This is a genomic window from Mycobacterium sp. NGS49 (assembly GCF_059812565.1).
Genome location: NZ_JCALCX010000060.1, coordinates 1 through 17,365, shown reverse-complemented (window position 1 = coordinate 17,365; position 17,365 = coordinate 1). Strand labels below are relative to the sequence as shown.

General features: G+C 68.2%; 15 protein-coding genes and 1 pseudogene. 2 read left to right on the top strand and 14 right to left on the bottom strand.

The window, feature by feature from the left end; genetic code table 11:
• From AC5Y7D_RS29925 to AC5Y7D_RS29860, 14 genes and pseudogenes are all read right to left on the bottom strand, one after another.
• The coding region (locus AC5Y7D_RS29925; protein ID WP_499929662.1) for a PE family protein at nt 1-474 on the bottom strand (474 nt) is incomplete at its 3' end.
• 110 nt (nt 475-584) lie between these two features.
• Complete coding sequence (gene lpqB / locus AC5Y7D_RS29920) at nt 585-2,345, bottom strand: MtrAB system accessory lipoprotein LpqB (protein ID WP_499929661.1); 1,761 nt, start codon at nt 2,343-2,345, stop codon at nt 585-587.
• Nucleotides 2,342-4,003, bottom strand: coding sequence for an MtrAB system histidine kinase MtrB (gene mtrB, locus AC5Y7D_RS29915; RefSeq protein WP_499929660.1), 1,662 nt, complete (start codon nt 4,001-4,003; stop codon nt 2,342-2,344). Before mtrB ends, lpqB begins: the two co-directional genes overlap by 4 nt.
• Before the next feature lie 25 nt (nt 4,004-4,028).
• Nucleotides 4,029-4,715 (bottom strand): two-component system response regulator MtrA, encoded by a 687-nt coding sequence (gene mtrA, locus AC5Y7D_RS29910; RefSeq protein ID WP_055576516.1) that lies wholly within the window; start codon nt 4,713-4,715, stop codon nt 4,029-4,031.
• Between the two features lie 80 nt (nt 4,716-4,795).
• On the bottom strand, nt 4,796-5,440 hold the full coding sequence (locus AC5Y7D_RS29905; protein ID WP_499929659.1) for a dTMP kinase: 645 nt from the start codon (nt 5,438-5,440) through the stop codon (nt 4,796-4,798).
• A 25-nt stretch (nt 5,441-5,465) separates the two neighbouring features.
• On the bottom strand, nt 5,466-6,746 hold the full coding sequence (locus tag AC5Y7D_RS29900) for a lipase family protein (RefSeq protein ID WP_499929663.1): 1,281 nt from the start codon (nt 6,744-6,746) through the stop codon (nt 5,466-5,468).
• A 128-nt stretch (nt 6,747-6,874) separates the two neighbouring features.
• Nucleotides 6,875-7,090, bottom strand: a pseudogene (locus tag AC5Y7D_RS29895) (lipase family protein); the annotation flags it as partial.
• Between the two features lie 320 nt (nt 7,091-7,410).
• Nucleotides 7,411-8,889, bottom strand: coding sequence for an adenosylhomocysteinase (ahcY, locus tag AC5Y7D_RS29890; RefSeq protein WP_499929658.1), 1,479 nt, complete (start codon nt 8,887-8,889; stop codon nt 7,411-7,413).
• A 138-nt stretch (nt 8,890-9,027) separates the two neighbouring features.
• Entirely contained in the window at nt 9,028-11,760 is a 2,733-nt protein-coding gene (locus AC5Y7D_RS29885; protein WP_499929657.1) for a PE family protein, read from the bottom strand.
• 162 nt (nt 11,761-11,922) lie between these two features.
• Nucleotides 11,923-12,573, bottom strand: a complete 651-nt coding sequence (gene alkX, locus AC5Y7D_RS29880) for a TetR family transcriptional regulator AlkX (RefSeq protein ID WP_499929656.1) — start codon at nt 12,571-12,573, stop codon at nt 11,923-11,925.
• Nucleotides 12,570-12,752, bottom strand: coding sequence for a rubredoxin (locus AC5Y7D_RS29875; protein WP_499929655.1), 183 nt, complete (start codon nt 12,750-12,752; stop codon nt 12,570-12,572). The genes alkX and AC5Y7D_RS29875 overlap by 4 nt, the downstream gene beginning before the upstream one ends.
• A 5-nt stretch (nt 12,753-12,757) precedes the next feature.
• Nucleotides 12,758-12,931 (bottom strand): rubredoxin, encoded by a 174-nt coding sequence (locus AC5Y7D_RS29870; protein ID WP_499929654.1) that lies wholly within the window; start codon nt 12,929-12,931, stop codon nt 12,758-12,760.
• Entirely contained in the window at nt 12,928-14,175 is a 1,248-nt protein-coding gene (locus AC5Y7D_RS29865; RefSeq protein WP_499929653.1) for an alkane 1-monooxygenase, read from the bottom strand. The genes AC5Y7D_RS29870 and AC5Y7D_RS29865 overlap by 4 nt, the downstream gene beginning before the upstream one ends.
• 112 nt (nt 14,176-14,287) lie before the next feature.
• Nucleotides 14,288-15,772 carry an APC family permease gene (locus AC5Y7D_RS29860; protein ID WP_499929652.1) on the bottom strand — a complete coding sequence of 495 codons (1,485 nt, stop codon included), beginning with the start codon at nt 15,770-15,772 and terminating at the stop codon, nt 14,288-14,290.
• Nucleotides 15,773-16,378: 606 nt separating this feature from the next.
• Here AC5Y7D_RS29860 and AC5Y7D_RS29855 point away from each other — a divergent pair.
• The gene (locus tag AC5Y7D_RS29855; protein WP_499929651.1) at nt 16,379-16,684 is read left to right on the top strand and encodes a hypothetical protein; all 306 of its coding nucleotides are present in this window, start codon (nt 16,379-16,381) and stop codon (nt 16,682-16,684) included.
• A gap of 250 nt (nt 16,685-16,934) precedes the next feature.
• A partial coding sequence (locus AC5Y7D_RS29850; protein WP_499929650.1) for a PE family protein occupies nt 16,935-17,365 on the top strand: 431 nt, incomplete at its 3' end.

Sequence of the window (17,365 nt, the reverse complement as noted above, 5' to 3'; positions counted from 1 at the left end):
CAACCCCGCCGCCCCACCGGCACCACCGGCCCCACCAGGCAACCCGGCACCGCCGGGCCCACCGTCACCCAACAACAAGCCCCCGGGACCGCCCGGCAGCCCAGGTCCCCCCGCCACGCCATCACCGATCAACCCGCGCCCTACGATCGCCTGCGTCGGCGCGTTGACCGCGCCCAACACCAACTGCTCGATGCTGAACGCCTCGGCACCCCCGTACGCAGTCGCTCCTGCGGCCAGCGCCGCACCGAAGTCCTGCGCGAACGCCCCCGCCCAGGCACTCACCCGCTGATACTGGCGCCCGTACTCTCCGAACAACGCCGCAATACCCGCCGACACCTCATCTCCGGCAGCCGCCGCCACACCCGAAATCGCCGCCCCCGCCGCCGTTTCCGCATCAGCCAACGCCAATCCCACCGCGGCTACGTTTCGCGACGCCCCCGCCAACACCTCAGCCGACACCCACACGAACGACACTCGACAACTCCCATCGGGAACAAGAAGCCAACCCGAACCGTATCCCGATGCTCGTCAAGACAGCGGCAAAATTTGCGTTTACGTAGGCAACGCATGTGATGCGAGCGCGGTTATCCCGGCAGGACCGGCGCCGCACCGCCGATCATCAGTCCGGCGACCTCTGACCAGCCCTGTTGGTTCTCGGCGGCCGATGCCGAATACATCAGCACGCCTTGCGGACCGGCGACGTACACGGTAGACGGGCTGGCGGCGATCGCGAACAGCGGGATCTGCAGCCCGCGGGCGGGAGCATCGGAGTTGACCCCGTCGAGGTTGACGTAGGACACCGGGTGGGTGGCGTCGTTGCGGGTCACCACGATGTCGTCCCCGGTGCGCCAATACAACGACACCACCGACGTCCCCAGGCCGAAGCCCAGCCGCCGCGGATAGGTCAGCGCGAACTGGCCGGCCTGGGTCTGCTCGACGCCGGCCAGGATCACCTGCCCGCCGATCACCATCGCCGCGCGCGTCCCGTCCCGGGACAGCTGCAAATCGGTGATCGGTCCGGGGAAACGACTGGACACCGCGGTGGAATCCACCGGGATCCGGGCCGGCTGACCCGACGCCGGCTCCTGAATCGCGCGCAACACGTTGTTGGCGTCGACCACCACCCACACCGCGTCGTCCAACGACCAACTGGGCCGCGACAGGTTGTGCCCGTCGGCGGACTGTACCGCCTCGCCGCCGAGGTCCCCGATCCACAGCGAGGCCGCCATGTCCGGGGCGCCGCGGCGCAGGGTCACCACCGACGCCACCTGCCGTCCGCTGCGGGACAGCGCGGCACCGGTCTGGTCGCCCATGTGCCCGAAGGCACCCGGCACGGTGGCGACCCGCTGTCCGTCCAGCGCCACCAGCGAGCCACCCACCAGGGCGTGCAGTCCCGCGCCGGCGCCATCGGCCACCCCGGGGTCGGTCGCGGCGACGTCGGAGGTGTTCCAGCCCTGCGCGAACCGGTCGTCCAGCGGGGCCCCATCGGCATTGATCACGTACGGCCCGCGGATATCGGCGCGCGCCAGCGTCCAGATGATCTGTGCGGCAAGAAGAGCCCTGCTGTGCGGGTCGGTGGTGGACAGCTTCTCCAGTTCGATGCGAGCGCCGCCGTAACCCTTGCCGACACCGCTCTTGCCACCGTCGGCGCGGGTGACCGGCCCGCGCAGCCGCAGCGGCGGAGCGAGCAGATTGCGCACGGTGTGCGCCATCTCCGGGCGCGGCCCGGCCAGCAACTTGGAGATGAGCTCGGTGGCGAGCTGGTCGTGGTCGGACACCGCGACATAGCGCGGGTCGGGCACCACCGTCTTGCCGGTGGGGTCGGCGAAGTACAACGTGTTGCGCTTGTAGGTCGCCTGGAACTGCTGCCAGTCCAGGAAGACGCCGTTGGGCAACCGGTCGATGCGCCAGCCACCGGAGGTCTTGACCAACTCGATCGGCCCCGGGTCCGGCAGCTGGCCGTCGGCGGTCTCGAAGACTCCCACATCGGACAGCGAACCCAGGATGTCGGCGCGCATGGTTGCCGAGACCCGTTCGGCGCCCCGCGTTTCGACGAATACCACGTGGTCGATCAGCAAGGCGCTACCGGCGTCGTCCCAGGAGTTGGAGGCGGACTGGGTAAGGAATTGCCGGGCCGCCAGGTGGCGGTTGGCCGGATCGGCGGTCGCCTTGAGGAATTCGCGCAGCAGCACGTCGGGATCCATGCCGGGGGTGGGTTTGGGCAGGTTCGACGGCGCCGGCCGCTCGACGGTGCCGATGGCCTGCGGCGCGGACGAACTGGGCACGCTCGCGCAACCGGCCAGCACGCTGACCGCCATGAGCAAAGCACCCACCGCGCGCATCATCCGGCGTGCTCGCGGGTTCGCTGGTCGATGACGGACGCCTGCGCCGGCGCCGGCGGCGGGATCGGTTTCATGGGCAGCGGGCTGGTGGTGACCTTGTGTCCGCGCACCAGCGGCAGCGTCAGCCGGAAACATGCCCCCTGACCGGGCTCGCCCCAGGCCTCCAGCCGGCCCTGGTGCAGCCGGGCATCCTCGATGCTGATCGCCAGGCCCAGCCCGGTGCCACCGGAGCGCCGCACCCGGGACGGGTCCGAGCGCCAGAACCGGCTGAACACCAGCTTCTCCTCGCCGGGTCGCAGGCCCACGCCGTAGTCGCGCACAGTGACGGCGACGGTGTCCTCGTCGGCGGCCATCCGGATCCGGACCGGCTTATGCTCGGCGTGATCGATGGCGTTGGCGATCAGATTGCGCAGGATTCGCTCCACGCGGCGGGCGTCGACCTCCGCGATCACCTCGTCGGTCGGCAGGTCCACCAGCAACTCGATGCCGGCCTCCTCGGCCAAGTGGCCGACGTTGATCAGCGCGTTGTTCACGGTGGTGCGCAGGTCGACCGCTTCCACCGACAACTCGGCGACACCGGCGTCGTGGCGGGAGATCTCCAGCAGATCGTTGAGCAGCGTCTCGAAGCGATCCAGTTCGTTGACCATCAACTCGGTCGAGCGGCGTAGCGCGGGATCGAGGTCCGCACTGTGGTCGTAGATCAGGTCGGCAGCCATCCGCACGGTGGTCAGCGGGGTTCGCAGCTCGTGGCTGACATCGGAAGTGAACCGGCGTTGCAGGTTGCCGAACTCCTCGAGCTGGGTGATCTGGCGGGACAGGCTCTCGGCCATGTCGTTGAACGACACCGCCAGCCGGGCCATGTCGTCCTCGCCGCGCACCGGCATGCGCTCGGAGAGGTGTCCCTCGGCGAAGCGCTCGGCGATCCGCGACGCCGACCGCACCGGCACCACCACCTGCCGCGAGACCAGCAGCGCGATGCCGGCCAGCAGGAGCAGCAGCACCACGCCGCCGGTGGCCATCGTGCTGCGTACCAGCGTGATGGTGGCCTGCTCGTTGGCCAGCGGAAATATCAGGTACAGCTCCAGATTGGTCACTCGCGACGATGTGGGCGTGCCGACGATCAGCGCCGGACCCGAGAACCCTTCGGTGTGCACGGTCGCGTACTGGTAGGCGGCCTGCCCCGCCTTGACGAAACCGCGCAACGCATTGGGCACCTGGTCGACGGGCCCCGCGGTCGACGCGGCCCGCGGCCCGTCCCCCGGGACCATGAGCACGGCGTCGAAGGCACCGGCCAGGCCGGCACCGGACGCGGGATCGGTCTTCGAGGTCAGCGTGTTGCGCGCCAGCTGCAGGCTGCTGTCCAGGGAACGGGTTTCCTCGCCGTTGACGATGCCGCTGACGGTACCGCGCGCCCGCTCGATCTGGTCGGTGGCGGCCTTGACCTTGACGTCGAGCACCCGGTTGGTGACCTGACTGGTCAGCACAAAGCCCAACGCCAGAATCACGGCCAGCGACAACCCCAGGGTCAACGCCACCACTCGCAACTGCAGAGATCGGCGCCAGACCACGGCGACGGCTCGGCTCACCGCGCTCAAGCCGCGCGGCAGAGGACCGGAACGCCCCCAGCGACCTCGACTACGTCGTGGCGAGCGCCAGATCACCTACACCGCACTCTCGCGTGCCGGATCACGGGGGGCCGGCCTTGTATCCCACTCCTCGAACGGTCAGAACCACGGTCGGGTTCTCGGGATCCTTTTCGACCTTGGCGCGCAGGCGCTGGACGTGCACGTTCACCAGGCGGGTGTCCGCCGGGTGCCGATAGCCCCAGACCTGTTCGAGCAGCACATCACGAGTAAACACCTGACGGGGTTTACGCGCCAACGCGACCAGCAGGTCGAATTCCAGCGGCGTGAGGGAGATCTGCTCGCCGTTGCGGGTGACCTTGTGCGCCGGCACGTCGATGTCGACGTCGGCGATGGAAAGCATCTCGGCCGGCTCGTCGTCGTTGCGGCGCAACCGTGCCCGCACGCGGGCCACCAGTTCCTTGGGCTTGAACGGCTTCATGATGTAGTCGTCGGCGCCGGACTCCAGGCCCAGCACCACGTCCACGGTGTCGGTCTTGGCGGTGAGCATGACGATCGGCACGCCCGAGTCGGCCCGCAGCACCCGGCAGACGTCGATGCCGTTCATGCCGGGCAGCATCAAGTCCAACAGCACCAGATCCGGGCGCAACTCGCGGACCGCGGTCAGAGCTTGTGTGCCATCGCCGATGACCGCGGTGTCGAAACCCTCCCCACGCAACACGATGGTGAGCATCTCGGCCAGCGAAGCGTCGTCATCGACGACGAGAATCCTTTGCCTCATGGAGTCCATGGTGTCACCAGATCAGGACAAAACTCGGCTACCACACGGGTGTTTCTTGATTGATAGGCGGAAATCGCACCCAAATTGTGCTATTCGGCGGTCTCGGACCCCCGAAGGGACGTAGCCAGCGCTGCCGGATCGACCTCTGCGTCCACCACGACCCATCGTCCGGACCAGTCCGCGGCGGCCAGTCCGGCATACACCGCAGCGGTCCGGCGCTGCAGTCCGTCGTCGCGCTCGTAGCTGTCCCGGGCCCGCCCCGGGTCGCTCTCGGCCCGGTTGCGGGCGCGCTGCCCGGCGAGTTCGGCGGGCACCGCGAGCAGGATCTGCCAGTCCGGCGCCGGCAGCGCCAGCCGCTGGTACTCCAGCGTGCGCACCCACGTCACCGCGTCCCCGGCCGCGTCCTGGTGAAGCCGGGCCGCGCTGTAGGCCGCATTGGAGGCGACGTAGCGGTCCAGGATCACCACATCGTGCTCGCGCCGGAGACGGTCGATCTCCGCGACGGCCGCGGCGCGGTCGAGCGCGAACAGCGTCGCCATCCCGTACACCGAAGCGGCCAGGTCGCCGTGCTGACCGTGCAGCGCCTCGGCCGCAAGGTCGGCGGTGATCGACCGCCCGTAGCGCGGGAAGGCAAGCGTCGCCACCGACTTGCCCGCGCGCTGCAGCTGGGCGCGCAGGCCGTCGGTCAGCGTTCGCTTGCCCGAGCCGTCGACGCCTTCGATCGCGATCAGCACGGAGAGAGCCTAGTCAACTATTCAGTCAGAATTCACCGCAGTTCGGGCTGGTCGGCAAGCCATTGAACCGGTCAGCAACCCACTGCATGTCACGCTCGCCGTCCACCAGCAGGGCCAGCAGATGATTGACGCCCAACTTGTTCAGGAACGGCGGCTCTTCGTTGGTATGGAACTCGACGTCGGCGCCTTGAGCGCACCAGTCGCGCCCGAGCTGGTTGGCCGCCGTCCACGGCACCAGCGGGTCGAAACGGTTGATGTCGATGAGCACCGGCGCATTCGGTTTCAAGCGTCCGATGCGCTGCCGGTCGAGCACGCCGGCGAACGGCTCCCCCAGGATCAGCTGCATCGGATCTTCGGTGAAGAAGTCCTGTAGGTGGCGGAAGCCGTAGGTCAGTACGGTCTCGGTCACGCACTGTCCGCGCGTGCCGGCCAGCATCTCCTCGCCGGCGGGGGTGAGCTTTTCGTGGACCGCCGGTGCGATCTCCGGGTACTCGGCGAGCAGCCCGTTGAGGATGTAGCCGACACCGCCGGCCAGGATGCTGCCGTCGGCGAAGGGCAGCATTTCGACCAGATCCGCGGGCGGGGCCCCCGCCATGACGCCGACGATGTCAAGTTCCGGGGCATAGGACGGCGCCAGCTCGGCGGCCGAGGCCGCGGCGGCGCCGCCCTGCGAGTATCCCCACAGCGCCACCGGTCCATGCGGATCCAGCGAAGTCCCGGATAGGCGCAGAGCCGCACGTGCGGCGTCAAGCAGCGCCTGCCCCTGAGCTTCGCGGTTCATAAAGGTGTGCACACCCGGGGTTCCCAGCCCCTCGTAGTCGGTGACCACAACGGCGAATCCGCGGTACACCAGCGCCGAAACGAAGACCTCCTCGTACCCGAAGGTGATGTCCAGGCCGCCGGAATAATGGATGCCCTGGTTGAACACCCTCGACGGCGCGCACTGGTCACCCATGCCCTGGGTGCCGGGGGCATAGGCGATCAGCGGCCGGGGTCCCTTTCCCGGCCAGGGGTTGTCCGGTTCGAAGTAGGTGCCCGTCACCGCGGTCCGGTTGCCGCCGTAGCTGTCGTACATGAACCGCGTGCCGGTCGCCCAGACACCAGGCGCCTGCCTAGACGGCTCCAGCTGGGCTCGGAACCGCTCTGCGCGAATCAGATCGCCCGCTTGTCCCGGCAAATCGGCCGGTGGGTTGTAGAAGCCGTCCGATTGGCCGTCATCGGCGCGTGCCGCGCCGGCAAGTCCGACAACGATTGCGACGACAACGATCGCGCTCACGTGGAGGCAACGACGGCCGCGGCATTGCATCGCAATCGCCATGGCCAGCACTCCCGTCTCGACACCGAAACGAGCTTCCCGCCGGGTGCCGCCCCCAGGACTATTAATCACCTATTGAATAGCTCGAAGGCCGCCCGTCGTTACAGTCAGCGCGGCAGATCGCTGTCGTACATGATTCGGGTGCCCGTGGCCCGGAACCCACCGAGCTGCCCGGACGGCTCCAGGACGAGTCGTGAAGGCTCGTCGCGGATCACGTCGCCGGGTTGTCCCGGCAGCACATCCGGCGGGTTGTAGAACACGTCGTACTGGGTTTCGTCGGCGCGCGCGGTGGGTGCCAGGCATCCACCACCCACTACCCAGCTACCGACCCCCAGAAAGAGTGCACCCGTGACAATCGCGACCCGACGAGCGTGGTGCCCAACGTTGTTGCCTGAAGTTGCGAGGACCATGACGAAACTCCCGTCTCGACGCTGAAACGAGTATGAGCGCTGCGCCCCAAGTCAGCTGGACAGCTTGCTATTCCTCATCAGTGATCTGCGCTGCTGGTGTCGGGAACGCCCACATAGTGCGTGAGTTCCCCGAAATCCGATATTAAACACTCACTCAACAGCGCGGCACGAGACCAATAGTCGCCGACTGTGAAGCCAGCTTCACGCCGGGCGTCGAACGTGAAGCCAGCGTCACGCTCGGCGAGTCAGTAGCGGTAGTGGTCCGGCTTGTACGGGCCCTCGACATCGACACCGAGGTATTCGGCCTGGTCCTTGGTCAGCTTGGTGAGCTTGCCGCCGAGCGCCTCGACGTGGATGCGGGCCACCTTCTCGTCGAGGTGCTTGGGCAGGCGGTACACCTCGTTGTCGTACTCGTCGTTCTTGGTCCACAGCTCGATCTGGGCGATCGTCTGGTTGGCGAAGCTGTTGCTCATCACGAACGACGGGTGGCCGGTGGCGTTGCCGAGGTTCAGCAGCCGGCCCTCGGACAGCACGATGACCGAGCGGCCGGTCTCGCCGAAGGTCCACAGGTCGACCTGCGGCTTGATGTTGGTCCTCGTCGCACCGGAGCGCTCCAGGCCGGCCATGTCGATCTCGTTGTCGAAGTGGCCGATGTTGCCCAGGATCGAGTGATCCTTCATCGCCTTGATGTGGTCGAGCATGATGATGTCTTTGTTGCCGGTCGAGGTCACGACGATGTCCGCGTCGGCGATGGCGTCCTCGACGGTGACGACGTCGAAGCCCTCCATCATCGCCTGCAGCGCGTTGATCGGGTCGATCTCGGTGACCTGGACCCGGGCGCCCTGGCCCTTCATGGCCTCCGCGCAGCCCTTGCCGACGTCGCCGTAGCCGCAGATCAGCACCTTCTTGCCGCCGATCAGCGCGTCGGTGCCGCGGTTGATGCCGTCGATCAGCGAGTGCCGGGTGCCGTACTTGTTGTCGAACTTGGACTTGGTAACCGAGTCGTTGACGTTGATCGCCGGGAAGGCGAGGTCACCGGCGGCAGCGAACTGGTACAGGCGCAGCACACCGGTGGTGGTCTCCTCGGTGACGCCCTTGACCGACTCGGCGATCTTGGTCCACTTGCCCTTGTCGGTCTCGAAGCGGTTGCGCAGCACGTTCAGGAAGATCTTCCACTCCGCCGAGTCGTCTTCCTCGGCGGGCGGCACCACGCCGGCCTTCTCGTACTGCATGCCGCGCAGCACCATCATGGTGGCGTCGCCACCGTCGTCCAGGATCATGTTGGCCGGCTTGTCCTCGTCCGGCCAGGTGAGCATCTGCTCAGCGGCCCACCAGTACTCCTCGAGCGTCTCGCCCTTCCAGGCGAACACCGGGACACCCTTGGGCTCTTCGGGGGTGCCATACGGGCCGACGACGACGGCGGCCGCCGCATGGTCTTGGGTCGAGAAGATGTTGCACGACGCCCACCGAACTTCGGCACCCAGTGCGGTGAGGGTTTCGATCAGCACCGCGGTCTGGACGGTCATGTGGAGCGAACCCGAGATACGGGCTCCCTTCAGCGGCTGCACCTCGGCGTATTCGCGGCGCAGTGACATCAGGCCGGGCATCTCGTGCTCGGCGATCCGGAGTTCTTTGCGGCCGAAATCCGCCAGCGACAGGTCGGCAACCTTGAAGTCGATGCCGTTGACGACGTCGGGGGTCAGCGCATTTTCGGTCGTGGTCATGGTGGTATTACATCCTTCTTGCATGGCTGGTGAGAAGAGCAGCGCGGCTACCGCGCCGGGTTGAGGTCCTCAGTCACTGTAGTCGCCCGGCGGTACTTCCCGGGAAGTCAGGGGAAGAAGCAGCTCCCGCGCGGGCGCCTACGGCGTCCCGTCAAGCCCGTCGGTGCCCGATGAACCCAAAGGCCCGCCCAGGCCCCCCACACCACCGGAGCCGCCCGCAGCCGGAGACCCAGACGCATTGCCGCCGTTGCCCCCATCACCGCCCTTGCCGAACATTCCCAGGTCAGCGTCGCCGCCCCCACCACCGGCACCGCCCGACGCGGCGCCCGCGCCGGCGCTGGCGTCGCCGCCGTTGCCGCCCTTACCGCCCTGGACAATGCTGTCGCCGCCTCTACCACCGTCGCCGCCGGAGGCTGTGCCGCCGGCAGCCAAGCCGCCGGAGCCGCCCTGCCCGCCGGCGGACAGGCCGGCGCCGCCAAACCCGCCGTCGCCGGCCGTGGCGTCACCGGGCCCGGTGCTTGTCGCCCTACCGCCCACACCGCCGGCGCCGCCGATGTCGCCGCCGCCGCCGCCCCCGCCGACGCCGCCGGTCGAAGTGCCCGCATCGAAGGCCCTACCGGCGCCGCCGGCGCCGCCGACGCCGCCGGTACCGGTGGTTAAATCACCGGCACCCCCGAGACCGCCTGTCCCCCCCTTGGCGTTCCCGCTGCCTGCTGTCTCTGCAGTACCGCCCGCGCCGCCCGCACCGCCGTTACCCGTGCCCTGGCCGCCGTCTCCCCCATTCCCTGCGACCGAGTTAGCTGCTGAAAAGAAATTGCCGACGAGCGCGCCGCCGCCCTTACCCCCACTTCCACCATTTCCGGCGTCGCCCTGGCCGCCGGATCCCCCCACCCCAGCTACCGCGCCGCCCAACCCGTCGTTGATTGCCGGTCCGCCCCGGCCGCCGTTGCCTCCGGTGGCACCCGCCGCGCCCGCGCCGGCGGCGCCACCCGTCGCGGTGGCGGTCGACCCGACGTTGCTGATGAACCCTTGGCCGCCATTGCCCCCGCTGCCACCCGCACCGCTGCCCCCCGCGGCACCGGCCCCGCCAGCCCCGCCGACGGCGGTCCCGGAACCCTCATTGCGGGCCCCGCCGCCATTGCCGCCAGCGCCGCCGCCGGTCCCACCGGTGCCTCCGGCGGCACCGTCGCCGCCGACCGCGGCGCCGGCCCCGCGGTTCTCGGCCTCGCCGCCCTGTCCACCGTTACCCCCGACACCTGCGGTGCTGCTGCCGCCCTTACCTCCGGCCGCTGCGACAGCGTCAACCGTCGAAGTGGTATTGGCAATAACTGCGCTGCCACCACTGCCGCCACTGCCACCATTTCCGGTGGTGCCCTCGCCACCGGATGCCCCCGCTGCGGCTACCGCATTGCCCAACCCCTCGTTTCTCGCTCCTCCGCCCGATCCGCCGTTGCCACCTGTGGTGCCCCCTGCGGCCGCACCGGCGGCGCCACCCGTCGCGGTAGCGGTCGACTGCGAGTTGCGGATGAACGCGCTGCCGCCATTGCCGCCGCCGCCGCCCGCACCGCCGAACGTGCCCACACCGCCGGTCCCGCCGGCTCCACCGATGGCGTTTCCGGTGCCGAAAGCCTCGGCATTGCCGCCGGCGCCGCCGGTGCCGCCGAACACGCCGGAACCACCCGCACCACCGGCACCGCCGACCGCGTCTCCGGCCCCACTGTGGTTGGCATATCCGCCCACCCCACCCCTACCGCCAACACCATTAGTAGCCTGGCCTCCCGCGCCCCCGGCGCCTGCGACAGCGTTCCCGCTCCCCTGGCCAATGGCCGCGCCACCCGCTCCCCCGTCGCCGCCATCAAACCCGACGCCGCCGTTACCGCCCGCACCGCCCGCACCGACACCGCCGATTTCCGCGCCGTTTCCGTCCAGCCCCCCCACACCGCCGACGCCGCCCGCACCACCCATGCCACCCACGCCGCCCGCGCCGGTTCCGCCTTTGCCTCCCACACCGCCCGCGCCACCCGAGCCGCCGCTACCGACCGCGCCGTTCGCCCCCGCGCCGCCACCGAACAGCCCGCCGTTGCCGCCCGGTCCGCCAGCTCCACCGGCGCCACCGGCGCCGCCAGTACCGCCCACCCCGCCGTTACCACCCGCGCCGCCGTTCACCCCGACGACTCCGTCCGCCCCGGCCGCCCCCACACCACCGACACCGCCAATCCCGCCGGCACCGCCCACTCCGCCCGCACCGCCAGGACCCCACAACAAGCCACCAGCCCCACCAGCCCCCCCAACACCACCGGCCCCGCCGACGCCACCGGTCGCCCCCGCCGTCGTCGCTGCGGCGCCGGCTACCCCCGCGCCGCCGGCACCGCCCCGTCCACCGGCGCCGAACAGGCCCGCGTCGCCGCCCCGGCCACCGGCCTGTCCCGCTGCCCCCGATCCGCCGCTGCCGCCGTTGCCCCACAGAATTCCGCCGGCCCCGCCGGCCGCACCCGTCCCAGCTAGTCCATCGGCGCCGTTGCCGATCAGTGGCCGACCCAACAACAATTGGGTGGGGGCATTGATAACGCCCAGAATCAGCTGCTCCACGCTCGCCGTCTCAGCTACGGCATAGCCGTTGGCGCTGGCGGCCAACGTCCGCACGAACTGATCGTGGAACGCCGCGGCCTGTCGGCCCACGGTCTGGTAGCTCTGTCCGTGCGTGGAAAACAGCGCCGCGATCGCCGCGGACACCTCGTCATGCGCCGCGGCCAGCAAGTCGACCGTCGCCCCGGAAGCCGCCTGATTAGCGGTGCTCAACGCCGACCCGATCCCTGCCACATCCGTGGCCGCCGCCGCCATCACTGCTGGTGCAACCGCCACATACGCCATCATCGGGTCCCTTCGCCATGACTGCCGCGATGTGACATGGCGGCTTAATCTGGTCAGGGTACAACGCCGTCGGTCAGCATGGTGATGACTTCATGACGGCAGGTGACAATCTCATGCGACGACCCACTTGATCTGCGTCGCCGGCCGGCGGTATATCCCGGATCAGGGGATGTTGACCACCCCGTGCCGCTCCGCGAACGGCGTCATCATCCTGGCCAGGTCCGCCGCGACGTCGTGGTCGGCCTCGGGCGGCATCGACACGTAGCTCAGGCACAGCCGGACGATCGCCCGCGACAGCACATTGGCGTCGTCGTCGCTGGTGGCCAGCCACGTCTGGGTAAACGCGGTGGCCAGGCGTTCGGACGCCCGGGTGATGATGGGCGCGCTGTCGGTGGTGATGAGCTGCAGCAGGTCGGGCTTGGCGACACCGGTCAACAACGAGATCACCAGCGGGTCGGCCGCCGTCTCGGTGAAGAACGACCGGAAGCCCTGCAGGAACGACTCGTAGATATTGCCGATGTTCGCGTCCAGAGCGGCCTTGACGATGTCGACCAGCCGGTCGGCCAGGCGCAGGGCATAACCCTGTGCCAGGCCCTGGCGGGAGCCGAACTCGTTGTAGATGGTCTGCCGGCTGATGCCGGCGGCCCGGGCCACGTCCGACAACGTGATAGCCGACCAGTCGCGGGTGAGCAGCAGATCGCGCATCGCGTCCAGAACCGAATCCCGCAGCAGGGCTCGGGACGCTTCGGCGTAGGGGATCCGCTTCACAGGCGCGACGATAGCGGTTTTCCCAGCGAAGTTGGTGCCGATCATGAGCGGGCGACCTCCACCATCACGAAGTCCGACTTGGCGGCGCCGCAGTCCGGGCAGCTCCAGTCCTCGGGGATGTCCTCCCACCGGGTGCCCGGGGCAATGCCGTCTTCGGGCCAGCCCAACTCTTCGTCGTACTCGAAACCGCACTGAACGCACTGGTACAGCTTGTAGTCACTCATCGTTGTCATCCTTCCTGGACTAATTCGAAATCGGGTTTCTCGCGGACGGCGCAGTCCGGACAACACCAGTCATCGGGGATCTGGTCCCAGCCGGTGCCGGCCGGGAAACCTTCTCGGGCATCTCCTTTGGCCTCGTCGTAGCAGTAGTCGCAGACGGGGCACTGGTAGGCGGCGCTCACGCCTGGGCCTCTTCGGCAGCTCCGTACCTCGCCAGGAGCTTCTCCCGCAAGCGGGGCTGCAGGTTGACCTTGGTGATGTCGCCTTCGTAGTGCTCGAGAACCCGGTGGTCCATCACCTTGCGCCACAGCGGCGGGAAGTAGGTCAGCGAGATCATCGACGCGTAGCCGCTGGGCAGGTTGGGCGCGCCAGCCATGCTGCGCAGCGTCTGGTAGCGCCGCGTGGGGTTGGCGTGGTGGTCGCTGTGCCGCTGCAGGTGGTACAGGAACAGGTTGGTCACGATGTGGTCGGAGTTCCAGCTGTGCACCGGGGCGCAGCGCTCGTAGCGGCCGTTTGCGTTCTTCTGCCGCAGCAGCCCGTAGTGCTCGAGGTAGTTGACGGCTTCCAGCAGGCTGAAGCCGAAGATCGCCTGAATGACCAGGAACGGGATCACGCTCACACCGAAGGCCGCGATCAGCGCGCCAAACAGCACCACCGTCATCGCCCAGGCGTTCAGCACGTCGTTGCCCAGGTAGGTCCGGGGGTCCCACGGACTTTTGCCGAGCCGGCGGATGCGCTGCGCCTCGAGGTGCATCGACGAGCGGGCGCTGCCGATGACGCTGCGGGGCAGGAACTCCCAGAAGGTCTCGCCGAATCGGGCCGAGGCGGGGTCCTCAGGGGTGGACACGCGAACGTGGTGGCCGCGGTTGTGCTCGATGTAGAAGTGCCCGTAGGCGGTCTGCGCCAGGGTGATCTTGGACAGCCAGCGCTCCAGCGACTCCTTTTTGTGACCCATCTCGTGCGCGGTGTTGATGCCGACACCGCCGAGCACACCTACCGAGAGCGCCACGCCGATCTTGCCCAGCCAGCCCAATCCGCCCTCAAAGCCGAGCCAGTGCAGGTTCGACGCGGTGAAAAGGTAGGCCCCCAGCACCACGCTGGCGTACTGGAATGGGATGTAGATGTAGGTGCAGTAGCGGTAGTACTTGTCGTTTTCCAGCCGCTCCATCACCTCGTCCGGCGGGTTCTGACCGTCCGGGCCGAACCGCATGTCGAGGATCGGCAACAGCACGTAGACCAGGAACGGCCCGATCCACAGCGGCAGTTCGGCCGCGGTGTGCCAGCCAAGCTGGTTGATGCCCCAGATCACCGGCAGCATCACGAACAGGGCGGTCGGGGCTATCAGTCCCATCAGCCACAGATAGCGCTTCTTGTCGAGCCACTCGGTTTCCGGCGCCTCCGGTGCGCCGTTGATTTGTGTGGTCATACGCCATACCTCCTTGTGTGAGTCTCACCACGTGGAGTTGGACATTACAACCAAATGCGTCTCGCGTCTAGACACCAGACGTCATTTTGTAAAGGAAGTATCCATATGCTGCCTATATGTCCAACTCGGCGTCGCTTTTCTGGCGGCGGCCCTGCACGGAGTGGCGGCGCCCGTAACCGACGTAGATCGCGATCCCCGCCACCAGCCAGACGCCGAACCGTACCCAGGTCAGCGCCGTCAGGTTGAGCATCAGCCACAGGCAAGCGCACACCGAGGCGATCGGCAGCAGCGGCACCCACGGTGCGCGGAACCCCCGGGGCAGGTCGGGACGCGTCTTGCGCAGCACGATCACGCCGGCGGACACCAGGATGAAGGCGAACAGCGTTCCGACGTTGACCATTTCTTCGAGCTTGTTGATCGGAAACACCGACGCCGTCGCCGCGATCACCACCGCCACCAGCACGGTGATCCGCACCGGGGTGCCGCGCGAACCGGTCGTGGCCAGCTCCCGGGGCAGCAGGCCGTCGCGCGCCATCGCGAACAGCACCCGGCACTGGCCCAACATCAGCACCATCACCACCGTGGTCAGGCCGGCCAGCGCTCCGACCGAGATGATTCCGCTGGCCCAGTGAATGCCGTTGGCCTTGAAGGCGGTGGCCAGGTTCGCCTGGCCCTGGCCCGGGACACTGCGCAACTGGGTATAGGACACCATCCCGGACAGCACCACCGCCACCGCGACGTAGAGCAGGGTCACCACGCCGAGCGAAGCCAGGATGCCGCGCGGCACGTCACGCTGCGGGTTCTTGGTTTCCTCGGCCATGGTGGCCACGATGTCGAACCCGATGAAGGCGAAGAACACGATCGACGCGCCGGCTAACACGCCGTACCAGCCGTAATGGCTACCACCGGCGCCCGTCAGCAGCGACAGCACCGACTGGTCCATCCCCCGGCCCTGGTGCTCGGGCTCGGGTTCGGGAATGAACGGGGTGTAGTTGGCGGCCTTGATATAGAAGGAGCCGACGATGACGACCAAGATGACGACCGCCACCTTGATGGCCGTGACAACCGCCGAGAACCGGGACGACAACTTGGTGCCCAACGCGAGCAACACCGCCACCAGCGCGACGATCAGCAACGCACCCCAGTCGAAGTCCACCGGCCCGAGCGCAACGGTGCCGCCGCCGAACGCGAAGACGGTGCCCAGATAGCTGGACCAGCCCTTGGCGACCACCGCCGCGCCGATGGCCAGCTCCAACACCAGGTTCCAGCCGATGATCCAGGCCAGGAACTCCCCGAAGGTCGCGTAGGAGAAGGTGTAGGCGCTGCCGGCGACCGGCAGGGTGGACGCGAATTCGGCGTAACACAGCGCCGCCAACGCGCAGGTGGCCGCGGCGATCAGGAAAGAGATCCAGATGGCCGGACCCGTGATGTCCCCGGTGGTGGACGCGGTCACGGTGAAGATGCCGGCCCCGATCACGACCGAGACACCGAAGACCACCAGGTCAAGCCAGGTGAGATCCTTGCGGAGCCGGGTGGTCGGCTCGTCGGTGTCGGCAATGGACTGTTCCACCGATTTTGTGCGCCAGCGACCGGACATCTGCCCACCCCTTCTGCTCACTTGCTACCTGGGTCCGCACAGTACTTGCTGGCAGTCTTTGCGATGCGATTCTGTCCTCTGACCTAAAGGCGGCGGTGTGCTTCGGCGATGGCCGCCGCAGCGGCGGGGTACGCGACGGCAGAGAAGCCGTGCGAAGGTAATGGGTTGCCGTGGCCCGACGGCTCCACGAGCACCGGCACCGGCGCCATCGGCGGCAACGGCCGCGATAGTGGCGCCGACGCCAACGGCGTGATCCTAGCTCAGTCGGCAAAGGCGGGAAGGGCGGATCCGGGGGTCCGGAGTATTTGCAGGTAGCGGTTATGCCAGCTTTTTCTCCGACGCGGGCAGCTGTTTCTGCCGCTGCCGTGGGTGGTGGTTGGTGTGGTTTTGGCGTGTCTGCGCTGGCCTGGGCAGTGACAGTATTCGGAATTCGGGACAACTTCTAGATTAATCTCAATTGCCCGCTGCTGCCGCGGTCCACATCCTGTACCTAATCCCGGTGGATGTCGGAGTTCTCGGCGGTGATTGATCGGATCGCGCCGCGTTTCGCCCGACATGAGCCGGTGAGCTTATAGCCGTGATGATTTCTAGCGTGGAGCGAAAGAGTTGCTGGATCATCGCAGGACACCGCGGCGCGGCCACCCGGCGGTTCGGCAACGGGTGGGGGTTGACGGCGGTGCAGGAGGAAGCGGCGGGCTGGGTGGCACCGCCGGCAACGTCGGCGACGCCCCCGGCGTGAGCGGCCAGGGCAACGACGGCGGCCGCGGCGGCGGCACGCTGAGCGCCAAGGGCGGCAACGCCGGCGACGGCGGCGACCGGCGGCAACGGCGGCCAGGCGGTGCGCGCCGACGGCTGGGACTGATCATGTTTACCGTCATTGATTCCGCCGACTCGTCGAGGCGCTGCGTCTGAGCGCAAACCGCAACCCTTACCAGCCTGCTGGCGTGGTCACGCTGGCGACGACGACACCAATACCGAGCTCGCCAATCCCCCTGCCGACGACGAGAAAACCAATGGTCACGATCGACCGCTGCAGTACTTGCCCCGCGTGAGGATGCCATCCTCCGACTCTTTGCGTGTTCGGCAGCGCGAGGGGGTGGGGTGTGCAAATCTGGTGGCCAGGTGCGGATCGGTTCACCATGGGCGGCGAGAGGTATTTGGGATGTCGTTTGTCAGTGTGCGGGTGGATGTGGTGGCGGCGGCGGCGGCGCAGGTGGCGCAGGTGCAGCGGGAACTTGATAGTGCGGTGGGGGTGGCGGCGGGGCCGGTGTCGGTGATCGGGGCGGCGGCTCAGGATGAGGTGTCGGCGGCGATTGCGTCGTTGTTTGCGGAGTATGGCCGCCAGTTCGGGGTGGCTAACGCGCAGGTGGCGGCGTTTAACACTGGGTTCGTCGCGGCGTTGGGTACGGCGTCGGGGGCTTACGGGTCTGCCGAGACCGCCAATATGACCGCGCTGGGGTTGTTGGAGCAGCAGGTGCTGGGCGTGATCAATGCCCCCACCCAACTGTTGTTGGGTCGGCCGCTGATCGGCAACGGCGCCGATGGGCTGGCTGGGACGGGTGCGGCCGGCGGGGCCGGCGGAATTTTGTGGGG